This window comes from Pseudomonas sp. Sample_22 (assembly GCF_004307635.1).
GTDB lineage: Bacteria > Pseudomonadota > Gammaproteobacteria > Pseudomonadales > Pseudomonadaceae > Aquipseudomonas.
The window spans coordinates 1-17,192 of record NZ_RCNY01000092.1; the positions used below are offsets into that span (position 1 = coordinate 1).

Sequence of the window (17,192 nt, forward strand, 5' to 3'; positions counted from 1 at the left end):
CCGGTGAAGTGTCCAACGAGATGTTCTCGGGCATGGACTGGTTCCCGACGCTGCTGGCTGCGGCTGGTGAAGCCGATGTAAAAAACAAGCTGCTCAAAGGTTGGGCACCGACTTCCGGCGGTACCAACTTCAAAGTGCACCTGGACGGCTTCAACCAATTGCCCTACCTGACCGGGCAACAGCCTAAAGGCGAGCGCCGGGAGTTCTACTATTTCAACGACGATGGCGTGCTGGTCTCGATGCGTTACGACAACTGGAAAGTGGTCTTCGCCGAGCAACGCGATCCCGGTGGATTCACGGTCTGGAGCAGCCCGTTCGTGCCGTTGCGCGTGCCGAAACTGTTCAATCTGCGGATGGACCCCTATGAGCGGGCGGACATCGTGTCTGACCAGTATTACGACTGGACCGTGAAAAACTCCTACCTGCTGGCAGCGGGAGTGGCCAAGGCCGCAAGGTTCCTGCAGACCTTCATCGAGTACCCGCCCAGCCAGAAACCGGCCAGCTTCAGCATCGACCAGATTCGCGCGGTGGTCGACGCGAAAATCGAAGAGAAAGCCAAAGCACAAGCCAAGCCATGAGCAAAGGCCGCCGTCGACCTGGCGGTCGGCGGCGGCCTTTTGCTGCGGCTATACGTGGGGGACCCACCTCTGCTGGGTGCCCCATGCCTCTGCCTATGAGTAAACGCAGTGCCTTGCCCTGCAACCAGCAAGTTATCTGTCAGTAGCCACCACCTCCAGTCGATGATGTGTAGGCAAATCTCCGCTGAATGGCCCTTGTATAGGTATAGGGGGTATACCTATGATTCGATCAATACGGATCGAGGGTTATCCAATGGGTCATATCGCAGCCAACAAAGACGATCTTCTCAAGCGCGTCAAACGCATCGCCGGACAAATTCAGGCCGTTGAGCGGGCACTGGAATCTGATCTCGATTGCGCCAGGACGCTGCACCTTGTCGCCGCCACCCGCGGAGCCATCAACGGGCTGATGGAAGAAATCATTGAAGACCACGCCCGGGAGCACGTCGCGAACCCGGCACTCAGTGAAGAGGCGCGTAACAAGGGCGTCGAAGAGCTTCTTGAAGCGATTCGCCGTTACTCCAAGTGAAGAACGCAGGTACAGGCTCATGAGCAGCACCCACATTAATCACGCGCACGACCACGTGTTCCTTGGCTCAGCGCACGACGAAAATGCCAAGCGCACGCTTTGGGTCGTGGCGCTGACGGTGGTGATGATGGTTGGCGAGATCATCGCTGGCTACATCACAGGTTCGATGGCGTTACTCGCCGATGGCTTTCACATGGCCACCCATGCCGGCGCCTTGGGCATCGCGGCGCTCGCTTACGGATACGCCAGACGTCACGCTACCAGCCAGCGTTACAGCTTCGGCACGGGAAAAGTCGGAGACCTGGGCGGGTTCGCCTCGGCACTGATTCTCGGCATGGTAGCCCTGACCATAGGCGTTGAATCTGTGTTGCGCCTGTTGCAGCCAACGCAAGTTCAGTTCGGCACCGCTACGCTCATTGCAATAGTCGGTTTGATCGTCAACGTCATCAGTGCCCTGCTCCTGGGCCACGGACACAGCCATGACCATGACCATGACCATGACCATGACCACCACGATGATCATGCCCCTCACGGAAACGACAACAACCTGAAATCGGCCTACCTCCACGTCATCGCCGACGCGCTGACGTCGGTTCTGGCCATTGCTGCGCTGCTCGCGGGCCGGTATCTCGGCTGGGTGTGGCTGGACCCGGTCATGGGCATCGTCGGCGCCATCGTTATTGCGCGTTGGGCATGGACCTTGATGGGTGATACCGCAGGCGTATTGCTGGATCAGACAGATGCGCACGTTGCCGAGGAAATCCGCGAACGGGTTGAAAGCCCGGGGGATGCCACCATCACGGACCTGCACGTGTGGCGAATTGGGCCACAAGCCCACGCGGCCATCGTCAGCGTTCTGGGTAATGCCACTGCGAACGCCGACAGCATTCGTGAAAGACTCAAGCCGGTTCACGAAGTCAGGCATCTGACGGTCGAGTTTCGTCCGGTCTGATTGCACAGCGCCCTTCCATTGTCTCCCAAGGAAACTCCAATGCCCCCAGGCAAACGTGAATTGGCGCGGGTCGAACGCCAATTGATAACCACGCTCACCGACGCGTGCGAAACAGCCAAAGGTGAAATCAAAGGTTTTACCTGGCTCACCCACACCGCCGATTTGAACAAGCTGATTGAAACACTGAGGATCACCTGGGTGTTCGAAACCCAGGCCGATAAAAAACTCGCTGAGGTCAACGCAAAGGCGCGCATCTTCGAGCTGACGGCCATGGCGTTGAACGAGGCAAACATCGACCTGACGCCATCAGACCTCACTGTCCGCTTCGATTCTGAGGAGGAATGTCAACGCACTCATCATGGCGACTGGCAGAAGCGTCTGGCTAAAGGTAATTGACGATGGCAAAAGAAATCGAAAACCCTTGCATCTCGGTGTGCCAGTTGAGCGGCGAACTGTGTGTGAGTTGTGGAAGAAGCAAGGAGGACATCAGGAAGTGGAAACGCATGAAGCGGCCGGAAAAAATGGCCGCAGTGCAAAGGGCGAAAGTGCGCTTGAAGGGGCTGAAGAAGGCGCACGGATAAGCTCAACCGGAACCCCGCCAATGCGCAGAGGTCACTACCAATGATGGCCTCGCAACCGATCCCGAAACCTCGGGCCGACTTCAATGAAGAGCGAAGCTGCATTTCACACACTTTAGGGTGCGCCGGATAACATTCAGCGCATTCGGTTCCTGCCGGCGGCAGGGGTCGAACGCTGAGTCCATCCAATGCTCCCTTTTCGGAGTACGGAAATGACTCAATCATCGCGATTCATCCTGTCGTTGTTCTTCGCCCTTGCATCTCTGGCATCCGTCAGTCTCTTGAACAATGCAGGAGCGGCCACTGCCGAAGACTTGAACACCGATTCTCGACAAGCGTTGCAAACGCTCTACAAGGCCAACCCATTTTCAGAAACCATTTCGAAAAAGGCCAAAGCCATACTGGTCTTCCCGAAAATCATCAAGGCCGGACTTGTGTTCGGCGGCAGCTACGGCGAAGGCGTGCTGATGAAAGGCAACCAGGTCCAGGACTATTACAACTCGGTCAGCGGCTCGTGGGGACTACAGGCAGGCGCCCAATCGTACGGATATGTGGTTTTCCTGATGACCGACAAAGCGGTGAAATACATCGCAGACACAAAGGGTTGGGAGATCGGCGTAGGGCCTACGGTCGTGGTAGTCGATGAAGGGGTATCAAAGAACCTCTCCAGCTCGACACTCAAGGACGATGCCTACGCGTTCATCTTCGACCAGCAAGGTCTGATGGCCGGGATCAGCATTGAAGGTACGAAGATTTCTCTCATCAAGCGTTGAACTGGCTGTTCTCACGAAGCCGTGCAGATGTGCGGCTTCGTTAGTTCTAAGCCAATAATTCGGCAATCCACCGGGCCTGTCGGGCGACGTCCTCGACCTTCTCCTCGGGTACGGTTTGTCGCGCGCTGGCGAAGCTGCCAAGTGTCTTGTGCTTCTGCCGCAGCATTCGTTGCCACTTGCCAAGAAACGCCGGGCTTCGCTGCTGCATTTGCAACGGACCGAAGTACAGCTCCTCGGGGGTATACAGCACCCGCTCGGCACGTTCGGCGACGATGATTTCGTAATAGAAGCGGTTTTCTCGCAACACCTCTTCACTGAGGATGCAATAGCCATTGTCCATCAGCCATTGACGCAACGGCTGCTCGCCACCGTTGGGTTGCAGGATCAGCCGTTCCTGACCGCTCAGGCGTGCCTTGCCGGCGTCGAGGATGTCGCGGATCGTCTCGCCGCCCATGCCGCAGATGCTCACCGCCGTAATCCCGTCATGCGGCTCGATCGCCGCCAGGCCATCGGCCAGGCGCACGCTGATCTGCCGGGCGTGGCCGTTCTCGCGCACGGTGCGCTCGGCCGCACGGAACGGCGTCAAGGCCACTTCGCCGGCCACCGCCATCGCGATGACGCCACGACGCAGCAGCGCGACCGGCAGGTAACCGTGATCCGAGCCGATATCGGCCAGTCGCGCACCTACCGGCACCTGCGCTGCCACGCGCTCCAGGCGCGTGGACAATGTCTGTTCGTTCAAAAAAGCATTTCCGTATCTGGACTAACCCGGCCAAAAACAAGCCAAGTCTCTAAATTGAGAGGACGTAACGGCACTCCTCCCCTGTATCCTCGTTCCCCGACGACTGATCAGCCAGGAATCCGCAACGCTCCAGGACTTTCTTTGAACCCGCGTTTTGCGCAAAGACATAAGCCACCAGCTGCGTCAGCTTCCAACGCGCCTGCGCTTCCTGGATGAGATGCTTCAACGCCTGAGTGGCCAGCCCTTGCCCGCAAACGCGTTGATCAATCCGATACCCCACTTGCGCGGACTTCGTCGTGAAGTCGATGCTTTTCAGATTGGCCCGCCCTACTATTTCGCTATTGCTGTCTTCGATGACAAACGGATGCCAGGCGCCGACAGCAAAATCGGACAAGTAGCTTTCAATATGCTCGGCCACGCCCAGCTCCGAATAAAAACAAGGGTCGCGCGCATCAATATGCGACTCGAACCATTCACGGTTACGGACTTCGAACGCCAACAATGCATCAAGATCGGAACTTTTCAGTTCACGGACGCTAAACGAAATCATTGATTACACTTCCTGTGTTTCAGGCTCCGAGTACTGCGTAACTCAGTTCTCAGCGGGAACCGTCGGGTCTTGATTGGCTTCAGCCGCCAGCTTCAACCGGTCGGCCTTACTGATGTACTTAGGCTTTTTCGGTGCCAATTTGGCACTGGCCTTTTTCGCCTTTTCCTTGAACAACTGCTGTAGTTTCTTTTGACGATTCATGTTTTTTACTCGGCGATTCTTGGGCAACTGAGCGTCACTTTAACAAACGTACCGGACGGCAGGGAAACCCAGTGAGCCATTTGCAGGCTCACGTGCGTGTGCCCTCGCCCAAACGGTCGTTAATCGTAGAATGGCTCGACCAGGGTCCGGCTGCCGACAAAAAAGCTGTCCGCCACCAGTCGCAATGGCTGGAGGTCCAGATCACTGCCTTTGTCGCCTATCAACTGTTGGAAGTGTCGATACACCGCCGCGTACTCGCCCTCCTCCGATACCGCCCGGGGCACGCCGTCGATGCTCAACAGCGCGCCACCGTTATCCAGTCGCAGGACGCCTTCGGCGCAGCGAATCTCGATGCTCCAGAGCTCATCATGACCGTGATCGAAATCGAATTCCGCGCGGACGTCGAGGTGACGTGCATCGGACATCTTGATCGAAGCGGCAATCGGTGACTGGCAGTTGTCGGGGACGCGCAGCTCGGCGGACTCGACAAACAGCGGCAGCGCCAGCAGATGGGTGACAATCGACAAGGCGTTGATGCCCGGATCAAAGACGCCCAGACCGCCGGGTTGCCAGATCCACGCTTGGCCGGGGTGCCACTTGCGCACGTCTTCCTTCCAGTCGATCTGCACGCTTTGCAGGGTGCGTGTGGCCAGCCAGTCACGGGCGGCTTCAATGCCGGGCGCGTAGCGGGAATGCCAGGCGAACAAACCGCTGACGCCTTGCTCGGCGACCTGGCCAACCAACGCCATTGCTTCACCCAACGTGGCGCACGGCGGCTTTTCCACCAGCACGTGTTTACCCGCGGCCAGCGCTTGTTGAACCAGGGCGAATCGCCCTTGCGGTGGAGTACAGAACGCAATCGCATCGACGTGCGGGCCGTTTTCCAGCAGTTCGCCCAGCGACCGAAAATTCTCTACTCCAGCGCAGGGTTGCCCTTGCGTGGCGACAGACACCAACTGGAACGCGGGGTTGGCGGTGATGGCTGGAACGTGTTGATCCTGAGCAATCTTGCCGTAGCCCACCAGACCGAGACGGATTGGATGCATCAATGACTCCTGATTTTTTCGTGTTGTTTTGATCAGCGAACTGGCGAGATTACGTTTGAATCACAAGGAAGTCATTGACGACGTGTTGGCGGTTCAAAGCGACCTATCCTCAAAGATCTGTTGCATGGCGCATCGAAGCAGTCGCTCTGTATCACTGTGTATCTGAATCCCGTCACGATACACAGGCTTTCACCTGATCAGCGATTCGACACAGGCCAGATACGTCAGCGCATTCAAATGCAAGCAAGGTTTGAAGGGGCTCAGCCAGAACCCTTGGCCAATGGCTTGCAACGGAGACATCACGATGAAGATGGCACTGCAGAACAACACCCATGGCAAAATCCGCCGTCGACTGGTGGGTTCGTCAATCCTCGCATTCACCTTGCTTGGCGCTTTCGGTGTGGCCTACGGGCAAACAACCACCAGCGGACAACCCGCTGCAGCCAGTGCCGGCACCCGCTATTCGGCACCTTCTCCCTTCGGCCCGCTCAAGCATGTCAACGCCGGCTTGCTGAGCGTGGCGTATGCCGAAACGGGTCCGGCCGATGGCCCGGTGGTGATTCTTCTGCACGGCTGGCCGTACGACATTCACAGCTATGACGACGTCGCTCCGCTGCTCGCAGCCAAGGGTTATCGGGTGCTGATGCCGTATGCGCGGGGTTACGGCGATACGCATTTCCTGTCGGATAAAACGCTACGCAACGGCCAGCCCGCTGCCCTCGCCAGTGATGTCATCGACTTCATGGATGCGCTGAACATCAAGCAAGCGGTGCTCGGTGGCTACGATTGGGGTGCACGCTCGGCTGACATCGTCTCGGCGCTGTGGCCGGAACGGGTCAAGGCACTGGTTTCGGTCAGCGGCTATCTGATCGGTAACCAGGCGGCCGGCAAGAACCCCTTGCCGCCCAAGGCCGAGCTGCAATGGTGGTATCAGTTTTATTTCGCCACCGACCGTGGCCGCGCGGGTTACGAGAAAAACACCCATGACTTCGCCAAGTTGATCTGGCAGTTGGCTTCGCCGAAATGGGCGTTCGACGACGCCACCTTCGATCGCAGCGCCAAGGCGCTGGAAAACCCGGACCATGTCGATATCACCGTGTTCAACTACCGCTGGCGCCTGGGTCTGGTGCAAGGTGAAAGCCGATACGAAGCATTGGAGCAGAAACTCGCCACGGCGCCTTCCATCAGCGTACCGACCATCACGCTCGAGGGCGACGCCAACGGCGCACCGCACCCAAATCCAGAGGACTACGCCAAACGCTTTACCGGCAAATACGAATTCCGCCTGATCAACGGCGGTATCGGCCACAACCTGCCGCAGGAAGATCCAAAAGCGTTCGCCAAGGCTGTGATTGACGCAGATCACCTCTGACGGCAATCCGAAACGCGCAGAGGCCGTGGCTTCTGCGCGGTTTCACGGCTCTTCACGGCCAGGATTCTCTCGATCTCGCTCGTACTGCCGCGCAAGGGCAAACGCAGGCAGCCAGGACTCGCGACGAATGGTCCAGAGTTCGTAGGTGGGCTTCAGTTGGTTCGGAGCATCGAATGCCCCAAGGCTCACTTCGACTTCATCGCCGCTGCGACCGAAAACGGACGAGCCACAGCGCGGGCAGAAATGCCGCCCGGCGTAGTCGCGGGTTTCACCCTCGACACTCACCGCATCCGCAGGAAAAATCGCCGACGCCTGAAACAACGCGCCGCTGTGCTTGCGGCAATCAAGGCAATGACAAATACCCACCCGGTACGGCAGCCCCGACGCCACAATCCTTACGTTGCCGCAAAGGCAACCACCAGTGAAACGCTGCATGCCGTGCCTCCTGTGAAATAAAGCCTTGCAAGCCGCTGAGTCCAGGCCAACGCCCTACTTTGAGGAGACACTACAGAGATGAATATGTTGCAGAGACAATCATCCAGGACTCGCACCTCATTGGCCGAGTGATTGAAGCTGGATGTGGAAAAAATGGCAGGGGCGGCTGGATTCGAACCAACGCATGGCAGGATCAAAACCTGCTGCCTTACCGCTTGGCGACGCCCCTGTAGCTGTTGCTGCGAGTGCCTGGCACTCGTTTTTGACTTCGCAGCTTGCAAGCCCTGGGAGAGCCCCTGCGAAAGTGCGCGAAATTTAACAACTTTCGTTACGTCTGGGAAGCCCTTCTTAAACATTTATTTGATTTAAAACAGCCAGTTACTGGCAAATCAAGTCGCGCAATCAGCCTGGCGACGAGGCGATACGTGGTTCCTGGCCGATATCTGGGGTGAAACAAGAAGGCGACAGATCCGACAATGCGCTCCTTGGGTGTTCTCATAAACTGAACATAAGCTTCTCAATTATTCATTTTTTCAAACAATCACCAACGTTTACCTTGGCGCCAGGTTTGAAAGGCACAGCAGCCTGAATCGCCCCTTTTTCGTTTGACTCGAGGTAGCTCCCATGTCTGAACAATCCCTGGCAGTGCACGCCCCTTTCGATGGCGCTATCGTCGGTCACGTGGTGGTCTCCACCGAGGCCGATGTCGAGCGGGCACTGAGTGTTGCCCATGGCATTTTCCGCGACCGCAGCCAGTGGTTGTCCAAGCCTCGGCGGATTGAAATCCTGCAGCGTGCCGCCCAATTGATCGGTGCGCGCAAGGTGGCGATTGCCACCCAGGCGGCCAGCGAAGGCGGCAAGCCTTTGAAGGACTCGATCACCGAAGTCGAGCGTGGCATCGACGGCATCCTCAATTGCATCGAGGTGCTGCGCACCGAAGGCGGTCATGTGATCCCGATGGGGCTGAACGCCACCTCGGCCAACCGGGTGGCCTTCACCCAGTACGAACCGATCGGCGTGGTTGCGGCCGTCTCGGCATTCAACCATCCGTTCAACTTGATCGTGCATCAAGTGGTCCCGGCCATTGCCGTCAGTGCGCCCGTGGTCGTCAAGCCCGCGGCCAACACGCCGCTGAGCTGCCGGACATTGCTCGATATCCTGGCCGAAGCCGGCCTCCCCGAAGGTTGGGCGCAGATGGTGTTGCCGACTGACAACGCGATCACCGGCAAACTGGTGGCTGACCCACGGGTGGGGTTCTTCAGCTTCATCGGCTCGGCGGCGGTGGGCTGGATGTTGCGTTCGACCCTCGCCCCGGGAACCCGCTGTGCGCTGGAGCACGGCGGCGTGGCGCCAGTGATTCTCGCGGCGGATGCCGACCTCGACGATGCCCTGCCGCGCATTGCCCGTGGCGGCTTCTGGCACGCGGGACAGGCTTGCGTGAGCGTGCAGCGGATTTTCTGCCATCGCAGCATCGTCGAACAGGTTGCCGTGCGACTGGGCCAATCGGGCGATGCGATGGTCGTGGGAGATCCGACCGATATCACCACCGATGTCGGCCCGCTGATCGCCGAGCGTGAAGTGAACCGTGTCAGCCAATGGGTGAACGACGCCGTTGCCAGTGGCGCCCGTTTGATCTCAGGTGGCCGCGCACTCGGCAACAACTGCTACGCGCCCACTGTCTTGCTCAATCCGTCCATCAATTCGAACGTGATGCAGAAAGAAGTCTTCGGCCCGGTGGTGGCGGTGTACGCCTACGACGACCTGGCCGATGCGATCCAGCTGGCCAACGCCCTGCCCTATGCCTTCCAGGCGGCGGTATTCACCCGGGACCTGGACACCGCCATGCAGTGCTATCAGGACCTCGACGCCACGGCGGTGATGGTCAACGAAAACACCCTGTTCCGCGTCGACTGGATGCCGTTCGCCGGCGCGCGCCTGTCCGGCCATGGCGTGGGCGGTATTCCTCACACCATGAAAGAGATGCAGGTCGAGAAGATGATGGTCTGGCGGTCCCGGGCGGTGCGTGGATAAACGGCTTGATCGGCTTCGATCTCGTGCGCTAGCTTCTATTGCAAATACAGGAGCTGACCCATGCGCATCGCCTTGCTGTCCGACATCCACCTGTCCGTCAATGCGATCCCGTTTCCCGACGTGCACGCCGATGTCGTCGTGCTCGCCGGGGATATTTCGCGACCGGCTGCTGCCATCGAGTGGGCCAAGGCATGCCCTGTCCCGATTATGTATGTGGCCGGCAATCACGAGTTTTACGGCAGTGACCTGATCTCGACCCATGACCAGTTGCGCACGTTGACGCAAGGCACACAGATCCACGTGCTGGAGCGCTCGGAATACATCCACCAAGGTGTGCGATTCCTGGGATGTACGTTGTGGTCCGACTATCGGCTTTACGATGACGCGCAAGAACGGGCGCATGGCATTGATCTGGCGACAGCGTTGGTGCGGGACTTCAGCCGCATCAGAATCTCGCCCGATTTCGCAGACCTGTTCAGCCCGGCGGTGTCGCAGTTGATTTTTCTGCAGACCGTTGCCTGGCTGGATGACTGTTTCACCCGCGACAGCACCACGCCCACGGTGGTGATTTCTCACTTCGCCCCGACTCGGGCAAGCATCAGCCCGATGTTTGCCGCGTCGCCGATCAATTCGAGTTTTGTCTCCGACCTTGAGCAGCGGATCAAGGCGTGGCAACCGGCCCTTTGGCTGCATGGACATACCCATGGCAGCTTTGATTATCGGGTGGGCGATACCCGCGTTGTGTGCAATGCCCGGGGCTATGCGAAAGAAGGGGTCAATGAGAACCCGGAATTTGATCAAGCGTTGGTCATCGAGCTGCCAGCCTGAATCACTTGCAACACGCCCTCGCCCGGCCGCTTTTCATACCAAAGCGTTAGTTTCAAACACCCATGTCTGGTGGTCAGTGCCCTGCTTGGCCGATAAATTTTCCACAGCCGTGGAAACGTACTCGGGCCTTGCAGGCGCCCCCTCCTCCAGAACCTACATGAGTAATGACGATGACTGACGAGACAAGCGGAACCACACGTCGTGGCTTGATCACCACCGGCGCCATGGCTGCGGCCCTGGCGGTGACCCTGCCTGCGCTGGCAGCGCAGCAGACACAGGGATCGGCAACCGCCGCTGCGCCGGGCAAAAGCGACGGCCATGCCAGTGGCTCGGGGATGCTCACCGTCAAGGACGGTACGCAGATTTTCTACAAGGACTGGGGCAGCGGCCAACCGATCGTGTTCCACCACGGCTGGCCACTGTCCAGCGACGACTGGGATGCGCAAATGCTGTTTTTCCTCAGCAAGGGCTTCCGTGTCATCGCCCACGATCGCCGTGGTCACGGTCGGTCCTCTCAGACCGCTATCGGCAACGAAATGGACACCTACGCCGCCGACGTCGCTGAACTGATGGCGCACCTGAACATCAGGAATGCCGTGCACATCGGTCACTCCACCGGAGGCGGTGAAGTGGCCCGTTACGTGGCGCGCCATGGCCGTGGTCGCGTGGCCAAAGCGGTATTGATCGGCGCGGTACCACCGATCATGCTGCGCACTGCGAAAAATCCGGGCGGCATTCCGATGGACGTCTTCGATGGCTTGCGCAAGGCCGTGGCGGAAAATCGCACGCAGTTTTATCGCGAGTTTCCGAGTGGGCCGTTCTATGGGTTCAATCGCCCCGGCGCAAAACTGTCCGAAGCGATCGTCGACAACTGGTGGCGCCAGGGTATGAATGGCGGGGTCAAGGCGCAGTACGATTGCATCAAGGCCTTTTCGGAAACCGACTTCACCGACGACCTGAAAAACATCGAGGTGCCAACCCTGGTGTTGCACGGTGAAGACGACCAGATCGTACCGATAGCCGACTCGGCGCACCTGTCGATCAAACTGCTGCGCCACGGCACGCTGAAAACCTACCCCGGCCTGCCCCATGGCATGTGCACGACCCATGGCGACGTGATCAACGCCGACCTTCTGGCGTTCATCAAGGCTTGATGCCCTTGGGCTGCGGCAGCATCGCAAGAGCCGGATCATGCTGAACGTCATGTCCGGCTCCCCGCGCGTCAGGGCAAAGTGCCTGGCGCTATGGGCAACTACATTCGCGATATTCATCGTCGATACCCTCACGGAACTGGATATCGCAGTGGCAGTGCTTTATGTCCTGGTCATCATGATGGCCATGGGCACATGCTCGATCCGCGGGCTGCGTCGGGTTGCACTGATCTGTGCGCTGCTGACGGCTGCCGCGTTCTTTTTTTCTCACCTCGATCATCCGTTCAGTGCCGCCCTGGCCCGTTGCCTTGTCAGTCTGACGGCCATTGGTATTGCCACCTGGCTGGCATTGAAAAATCGTCGCACCCGCGATGAACTTCAGGAGCAATTCAGTTTGCTGGCCCATACCCATGATGTCGAAGCGCGGCTGCATCGCGCGCAAATCGAACTCGCCCATATATGCCGAATCACCACGATGGGCGAGCTGTCAGCGTCGATTGCCCACGAAGTGAATCAGCCCCTGGCCGCGATCGCTTCCAGTGCCGAAGCGGCCCAGCGCTGGCTCGACCGCCCGAGTCCCGATCTCAAGGAAGCCGGCGCCGCCATCGCCAGGGCCGCCAGTAATGCGCGTCGAGCAGCCGAGGTCATCAAGCGTATTCGTGATCTGACTCGCAAAAGCGATTCGCTCTACGAAGAACTCGATCTGCAATCGGTAGTAACCGATTCGCTGGCCCTGCTTGACCGGGAAATCCAGAGCCATAAGGTGCGAGTGGCTTGCTCGTTCGCATCCCCGTCGCTTTGGGTGTCGGGCGATCGAATCCAGCTGCAGCAGGTGGTGATCAACCTGATCATGAACAGTCTGCAGGCCATGAACGGCCACAAGAGTTCACCCCGAGAGCTGCAAGTTCGAATTTATCGGCAAGAGAGTCATGCAGTGGTGGAGGTGCAGGATAACGGCCCGGGAATTGATCAACATCATCTCGCGCTGCTGTTCGATGCGTTTTTCACCACCAAGGAAAATGGCATGGGGATCGGCCTGTCCATCTGCCGCTCTATCATCGAGTTGCACGGTGGATGCATCCGGGCAGACAGTCAGCCCAACCTGGGCGCGACCTTCTCGTTCTCCCTGCCGGTTTCCCCAGCCAACGGCCAACCATCGAATTAACACCGAGCTGATCTTCCATGAATCTGCCAACCGTGCTGTCCGGCGCGCAGCACTTCGACCTTTGGTTGGGAACGATCACGCTAAAGCCCTACGGTTCTATACCTGCGTATGGTATCGAGCGCGGTGCGTCGAGATGCACACTCTTTCTCCAGGCGATCCGTCGCTTTAGCAGCGAACAATCGGCATTGGCCAACGATTTTTTTTGACCCAGGCAATCGGAGAATGAGCATGACAACGCATCTGGATTACCCATCCCAAAAGGCTGGCGCACATCAGACAGGCAATGGTCAGCAGCAGCCAGGCTTGCTTGACACCGAACTGGTTCCTTCGCGCTATGCCGTGCGGGTCGGCGAGATTGACGTGCTGGTGATCAGCGATGGTGTGCTGCCACTGCCGACCTCGACGATGTCTACCAATGCCGACCCCGCCGCCCGCGCCGCCTGGTTCAAGGACATGTTCCTCGGGCCGGACGCGTTCGACTGGGCGCTGAACGTGCTGGTGATCCGCAGCGGCGACCAGACGATACTCGTCGACGCCGGCCTCGGCGGGCAGTTCCCAGGGTTTCCAAGGGCCGGGCAATTTCCCAAACGCCTGCAGGCCGCCGGCATCGATCTTGGGTCCGTGACCGATGTGGTGATTACCCACATGCACATGGACCACATCGGCGGCCTGCTCGTCGACGACGTGAAGAACAAGTTGCGGCCAGACGTGCGCATCCACGTGTCGGCGACTGAAGTCGCTTTCTGGGAGACACCTGATTTCACCCACACCGACATGCCGGCGCCGGTGCCGGACGTGCTGCGCGCCACCGCCAACCAATTCATCAACGATTACCGCAGCAACGTGCGAACTTTCGAAGACCAATACGAGGTGGCACCGGGCGTGGTCGCCAAAGTCACCGGTGGCCACACCCCGGGGCACTGCGTGGTCTACGTGAACTCCGGTGGCGAACGCTTGACCTTCGCCGGCGACGCCCTGTTTCCGGTGGCCTTCGAGCACCCCGACTGGCACAACGGCTTTGAACATGACCCCGAGGAATCGGTTCGCGTTCGGGTTCGACTGATGCAGGAAGCGGCGGCGAGCGGTGAACTGTTTGTCGCCACGCACCTGCCGTTTCCTTCCGTTGGCCGCGTAGCCATCGACGGCAAAGCGTTTCGCTGGGTAGCGGCGTTCTGGGATTACTGACCGTTTGCTGGTGCATCCGGCCTCTACAATCAAATAGAGGCCGGACGGTAAGCCTGATCCCGTCTAAGCTGAACGATACACATCTGAGCCTCTTCACAGGGGAAGCGCGATGACGGGTAAACACACGCACCACTGCTCGTCATGGCTGCTGCCTTGCCTGCTCGCCATCAACCTGGCGCTCACCGCCGGATGTTCGAGCAAAACCGCCACGGCTCGCTATTCGTCCGCAACCATCGGTTCGGCCTGCTATGCCAAAGCCCTTCCCACTGTCGGCGAGGGTGGCCTGGCCTGGGGCGACACCCTGAACATGGCTCGCCAGAAATCGATGAGCAATTGCGCACGCTATGCGGGGCGGTCCGGTGGTACGCCAAGTACCTGCCAAGTGGTGCTGGCGGAATGCAAGCATTGATAAATCGGATGTTTCGTTTCTGCGCCGCTTTTGCATTTCTGTGCGACAGATCCCACTTAGGGGGCTCCCGTTTCACACGCTCGCGGTGTTAGCTTGGGAATGTTTCTGATTAAACGATCAGATATTTCCCACACACTGCCTGCAAAGGAATGCCCCCAGCAATGGACTTTTCACTCAAGCACCTGGCCGCGACCACACTGATGATCGCCAGCCTGTCGACGTTCACCTCCGCTGCCCACGCCAACATCACACCGCAACAGAGTGCGATCATTCTCAAGGCTTTCAATGATGCCTCGGTCAAGGATTTCCGGCAGTTCCTTGGCAGCCTGGCCAAGAGCGATATCGCCAAGGCCGACAATCTCGGACCTGCTATCAGCGCCTTCCTGAACAACAAGGCACTGACGGCTGAGCAACAGAACGAAATCCATCGTTTGCTTGGCCTTTATGCGCGGGTGAAATACGGCAGCGCGGCGACCGAAACCTTGAAGGAACTGGTGGCCATCCCGACCGTACGCGTCGACGGTGTGGAACAACATGACAACCCTGAATTCATCAAGATCGCCGATAAGATCAAAAGTCTTGCCCAGGCGTTCAACCTGAACTTTCGCAACATCGACAACCGCGTTTATGAAATCTCCCTGGAAGGCAATGGCGATGAAGTCGTGGGCATTCATGCCCATGCCGACGTGGTGCCGGTGACCCCGGAGAACTGGGTCTTGCAGGATGGTACCCGCCTCGACCCGTTCAAGGTCACGCTGATCGGCGACCGCATGTATGGCCGTGGCACCGAAGATGACAAGAACGGCATCGTAGTGGCGATGTACGCGATGAAGATCATCAAGGAAGAGAAACTGCCGCTGGCCAGAAACTTCAAGCTGCTGGTCGACACCACCGAAGAAACCACGGGCGATGCCATCCCCTACTATTTCGAACGCAACCCGACGCCCAACTACAACCTGGCGCTGGATGGCGGCTATCCGGTAGTGATCGCCGAGAAAGGCTACGGCACGGTCATGGCCAGCTTCGCCAAGCGTGCCGGCCAAGGCAAAGGTGCCGAAATCACCGCCATGACCGGCGGCCTGGCCACCAACCAGATTCCATCGACATCGGTCGCCACGCTGGCGACCGACCAGCCCGCGGAACTGGCCGCCAGCCTGCAAAAGGCCGGCAGTGAATATGCCCAGCGCAATGGTGGCAACTTCGAGGTCGCCGCCAAGGTTGTTGGCAAGGACGTCAAACTAACGGTTACCGGCGTGTCTGCGCACTCCTCCGAGCCCGAATCCGGAGTCAATCCGGTGGCGAGGATGCTCGATTTCATCAACGGCCTCGACGGCAAGGTTGCGCTCAAGCACAACCACATCACTGACGCCGCTCGCTACGCGGCCGACAACTGGGGCCTGGATTACCTGGGTGGCAAATTGGCGGTCGGGTTTTCCGATGAGTTCATGGGGCCGCTGACCACTTCCCTGACCTATGTCGGTGAGGATGAAAAAGCGTTCAAACTGGCGGTCAACCTGCGCGTGCCGAAAGGCAAATCCCCGCAAGTGCTTAAATCGGAAATCGCCGGGAAGCTCGACGCCTGGAGCAAGAAAAGCAACATCGCTGTGGCCTTCGACTATTCGATCGCCGAACCGATGTATCGCAACCCTGAAGGGGAATGGGTCAAGGCCCTGCTCGCCGTGGCCAGTGAAAACCTTGGCATGGAACACAAGTTCGGTACCTCCGCTGGCGCCACCTCGGTGCACGAACTGCCCAACGGTGTGCAATTCGGCCTGGCAATGCCTGACGTCAAATACACCGGCCACAACGATAACGAGTTCAAGACTACCGAGCAGTTTTTGCTCGACTTGCAGATCGTCACCGAAATGATGGGCCGTATCGGTCAGTTGCCGAAACTCTGATGCACCTTCGGACCCGCCGTTCTGGCGGGTCCATTTTGCGCACCACCGCGCAAGATCTCAGAATATTGTTGCGCAAGGCATGGCAAATTCCGGCTGACTGCTACGATTAAAAAGCGCCAACGAATTGAGGTCTGCCGCCTGCCAGGTCGGTATTGACCTCGCTGAACTTGATCCACTCATTCAAGGCCTGCCCGACCCCAGGGAGGGAGCAATGCGTATTCCATTGTTTTACGCGATGTCGGCATTGCTGCTTTTAAGCGCAGGTCCTTGCCTGGCGCAAGCGACGCAGACAACCGCACCGGCCCCGGCAAACGCTGCCGACACCGCGCCCGTAAAAGAGGCGGTTTTCAATCAAGAACAACTGGATCAAATGCTGGCGCCTATTGCGCTTTATCCTGATCCCTTGCTGGCGCAGGTGCTGATGGCGACCACCTACCCTGGCGAAGTCGCCGAGGCCGTCACTTGGTCCAAGGCTCACCCGGATGCCAAGGGCGATGATGCGGTCAAACAAGTGGCGAACCAGACCTGGGACCCGAGCGTGCAGGCCTTGGTCGCCTTTCCGCAGGTGCTGGCCACGCTGGGCCAGGACCCTGTCTGGGTACAACGCCTGGGTGATGCCTTCCTGGCGCAGCCCGACGATGTGATGAACGGCGTGCAACGCCTGCGTCGTCAAGCCCAGGCGGCGGGCAACCTGCAGAGCAACCAGTATCAGAACGTCACGGTTCAAGCGCCTGCGCCCGCACCCGCCTCTGCCCCAGCCCCGGCC

Annotated in this window: 20 protein-coding genes, 1 tRNA gene and 1 pseudogene; 16 read left to right on the forward strand and 6 right to left on the reverse strand. The window is 58.8% G+C overall.

The features are described from left to right. From D8U73_RS26530 to D8U73_RS26555, 6 genes and pseudogenes are all read left to right on the forward strand, one after another. A pseudogene (locus D8U73_RS26530) lies at positions 1-578 on the forward strand (arylsulfatase); the annotation flags it as partial. 253 nt (positions 579-831) lie between these two features. Then, positions 832-1,107 (forward strand): metal/formaldehyde-sensitive transcriptional repressor, encoded by a 276-nt coding sequence (locus D8U73_RS26535; protein ID WP_056856581.1) that lies wholly within the window; start codon positions 832-834, stop codon positions 1,105-1,107. Between the two features lie 19 nt (positions 1,108-1,126). Then, positions 1,127-2,059 carry a CDF family Co(II)/Ni(II) efflux transporter DmeF gene (gene dmeF, locus D8U73_RS26540; protein ID WP_056856582.1) on the forward strand — a complete coding sequence of 311 codons (933 nt, stop codon included), beginning with the start codon at positions 1,127-1,129 and terminating at the stop codon, positions 2,057-2,059. 39 nt (positions 2,060-2,098) lie between these two features. Further along, positions 2,099-2,455 (forward strand): hypothetical protein, encoded by a 357-nt coding sequence (locus D8U73_RS26545; protein WP_056856583.1) that lies wholly within the window; start codon positions 2,099-2,101, stop codon positions 2,453-2,455. 2 nt (positions 2,456-2,457) lie between these two features. Further along, on the forward strand, positions 2,458-2,640 hold the full coding sequence (locus D8U73_RS26550) for a DUF1289 domain-containing protein (RefSeq protein ID WP_056856584.1): 183 nt from the start codon (positions 2,458-2,460) through the stop codon (positions 2,638-2,640). Between the two features lie 209 nt (positions 2,641-2,849). Further along, on the forward strand, positions 2,850-3,410 hold the full coding sequence (locus D8U73_RS26555; protein WP_056856585.1) for a lipid-binding SYLF domain-containing protein: 561 nt from the start codon (positions 2,850-2,852) through the stop codon (positions 3,408-3,410). 46 nt (positions 3,411-3,456) lie between these two features. Here the strand turns inward: D8U73_RS26555 and D8U73_RS26560 are convergent, their stop codons facing one another. From D8U73_RS26560 to D8U73_RS26575, 4 genes are all read right to left on the reverse strand, one after another. Further along, positions 3,457-4,152: a tRNA (adenine(22)-N(1))-methyltransferase TrmK gene (locus D8U73_RS26560; RefSeq protein ID WP_130906194.1), complete on the reverse strand. Its 696-nt coding sequence runs from the start codon at positions 4,150-4,152 to the stop codon at positions 3,457-3,459. 49 nt (positions 4,153-4,201) lie between these two features. Then, positions 4,202-4,702, reverse strand: a complete 501-nt coding sequence (locus D8U73_RS26565; RefSeq protein WP_130906195.1) for a GNAT family N-acetyltransferase — start codon at positions 4,700-4,702, stop codon at positions 4,202-4,204. Positions 4,703-4,744: 42 nt separating this feature from the next. Then, a complete protein-coding gene (locus D8U73_RS26570; protein WP_130906196.1) occupies positions 4,745-4,903 on the reverse strand; it encodes a DUF2986 domain-containing protein in 159 nt (52 codons plus the stop codon). A 119-nt stretch (positions 4,904-5,022) separates the two neighbouring features. Further along, complete coding sequence (locus D8U73_RS26575; protein ID WP_056856587.1) at positions 5,023-5,949, reverse strand: Gfo/Idh/MocA family oxidoreductase; 927 nt, start codon at positions 5,947-5,949, stop codon at positions 5,023-5,025. Between the two features lie 304 nt (positions 5,950-6,253). On the opposite strand from D8U73_RS26575, the gene D8U73_RS26580 reads away from it, so the two are divergent. Continuing rightward, positions 6,254-7,321: an alpha/beta hydrolase gene (locus D8U73_RS26580; RefSeq protein WP_056856588.1), complete on the forward strand. Its 1,068-nt coding sequence runs from the start codon at positions 6,254-6,256 to the stop codon at positions 7,319-7,321. 42 nt (positions 7,322-7,363) lie between these two features. Here the strand turns inward: D8U73_RS26580 and D8U73_RS26585 are convergent, their stop codons facing one another. Beyond that, positions 7,364-7,756, reverse strand: a complete 393-nt coding sequence (locus D8U73_RS26585) for a GFA family protein (RefSeq protein WP_130906197.1) — start codon at positions 7,754-7,756, stop codon at positions 7,364-7,366. A gap of 154 nt (positions 7,757-7,910) precedes the next feature. Next, positions 7,911-7,985: transfer RNA gene (locus D8U73_RS26590), tRNA-Gln, on the reverse strand. 395 nt (positions 7,986-8,380) lie between these two features. Between D8U73_RS26590 and D8U73_RS26595 the strand changes: the two genes are divergently transcribed. The 9 genes from D8U73_RS26595 to D8U73_RS26635 all read left to right on the forward strand — a co-directional run. Next, complete coding sequence (locus tag D8U73_RS26595) at positions 8,381-9,787, forward strand: aldehyde dehydrogenase family protein (protein WP_130906198.1); 1,407 nt, start codon at positions 8,381-8,383, stop codon at positions 9,785-9,787. Between the two features lie 60 nt (positions 9,788-9,847). After that, positions 9,848-10,615, forward strand: a complete 768-nt coding sequence (locus tag D8U73_RS26600) for a metallophosphoesterase (protein WP_130906199.1) — start codon at positions 9,848-9,850, stop codon at positions 10,613-10,615. Between the two features lie 335 nt (positions 10,616-10,950). Next, complete coding sequence (locus D8U73_RS26605; RefSeq protein ID WP_130906203.1) at positions 10,951-11,769, forward strand: alpha/beta hydrolase; 819 nt, start codon at positions 10,951-10,953, stop codon at positions 11,767-11,769. A 37-nt stretch (positions 11,770-11,806) separates the two neighbouring features. Then, positions 11,807-12,931: an ATP-binding protein gene (locus D8U73_RS26610; protein ID WP_241668550.1), complete on the forward strand. Its 1,125-nt coding sequence runs from the start codon at positions 11,807-11,809 to the stop codon at positions 12,929-12,931. A gap of 17 nt (positions 12,932-12,948) precedes the next feature. Then, the gene (locus D8U73_RS26615; protein ID WP_130906200.1) at positions 12,949-13,137 is read left to right on the forward strand and encodes a hypothetical protein; all 189 of its coding nucleotides are present in this window, start codon (positions 12,949-12,951) and stop codon (positions 13,135-13,137) included. A 22-nt stretch (positions 13,138-13,159) separates the two neighbouring features. Then, the gene (locus D8U73_RS26620) at positions 13,160-14,116 is read left to right on the forward strand and encodes an MBL fold metallo-hydrolase (RefSeq protein WP_056856902.1); all 957 of its coding nucleotides are present in this window, start codon (positions 13,160-13,162) and stop codon (positions 14,114-14,116) included. A 109-nt stretch (positions 14,117-14,225) separates the two neighbouring features. Next, complete coding sequence (locus D8U73_RS26625; protein ID WP_056856594.1) at positions 14,226-14,525, forward strand: hypothetical protein; 300 nt, start codon at positions 14,226-14,228, stop codon at positions 14,523-14,525. Between the two features lie 161 nt (positions 14,526-14,686). Beyond that, positions 14,687-16,426 (forward strand): dipeptidase, encoded by a 1,740-nt coding sequence (locus D8U73_RS26630; protein ID WP_130906201.1) that lies wholly within the window; start codon positions 14,687-14,689, stop codon positions 16,424-16,426. Between the two features lie 211 nt (positions 16,427-16,637). Continuing rightward, a partial coding sequence (locus D8U73_RS26635; protein ID WP_130906202.1) for a DUF3300 domain-containing protein occupies positions 16,638-17,192 on the forward strand: 555 nt, incomplete at its 3' end.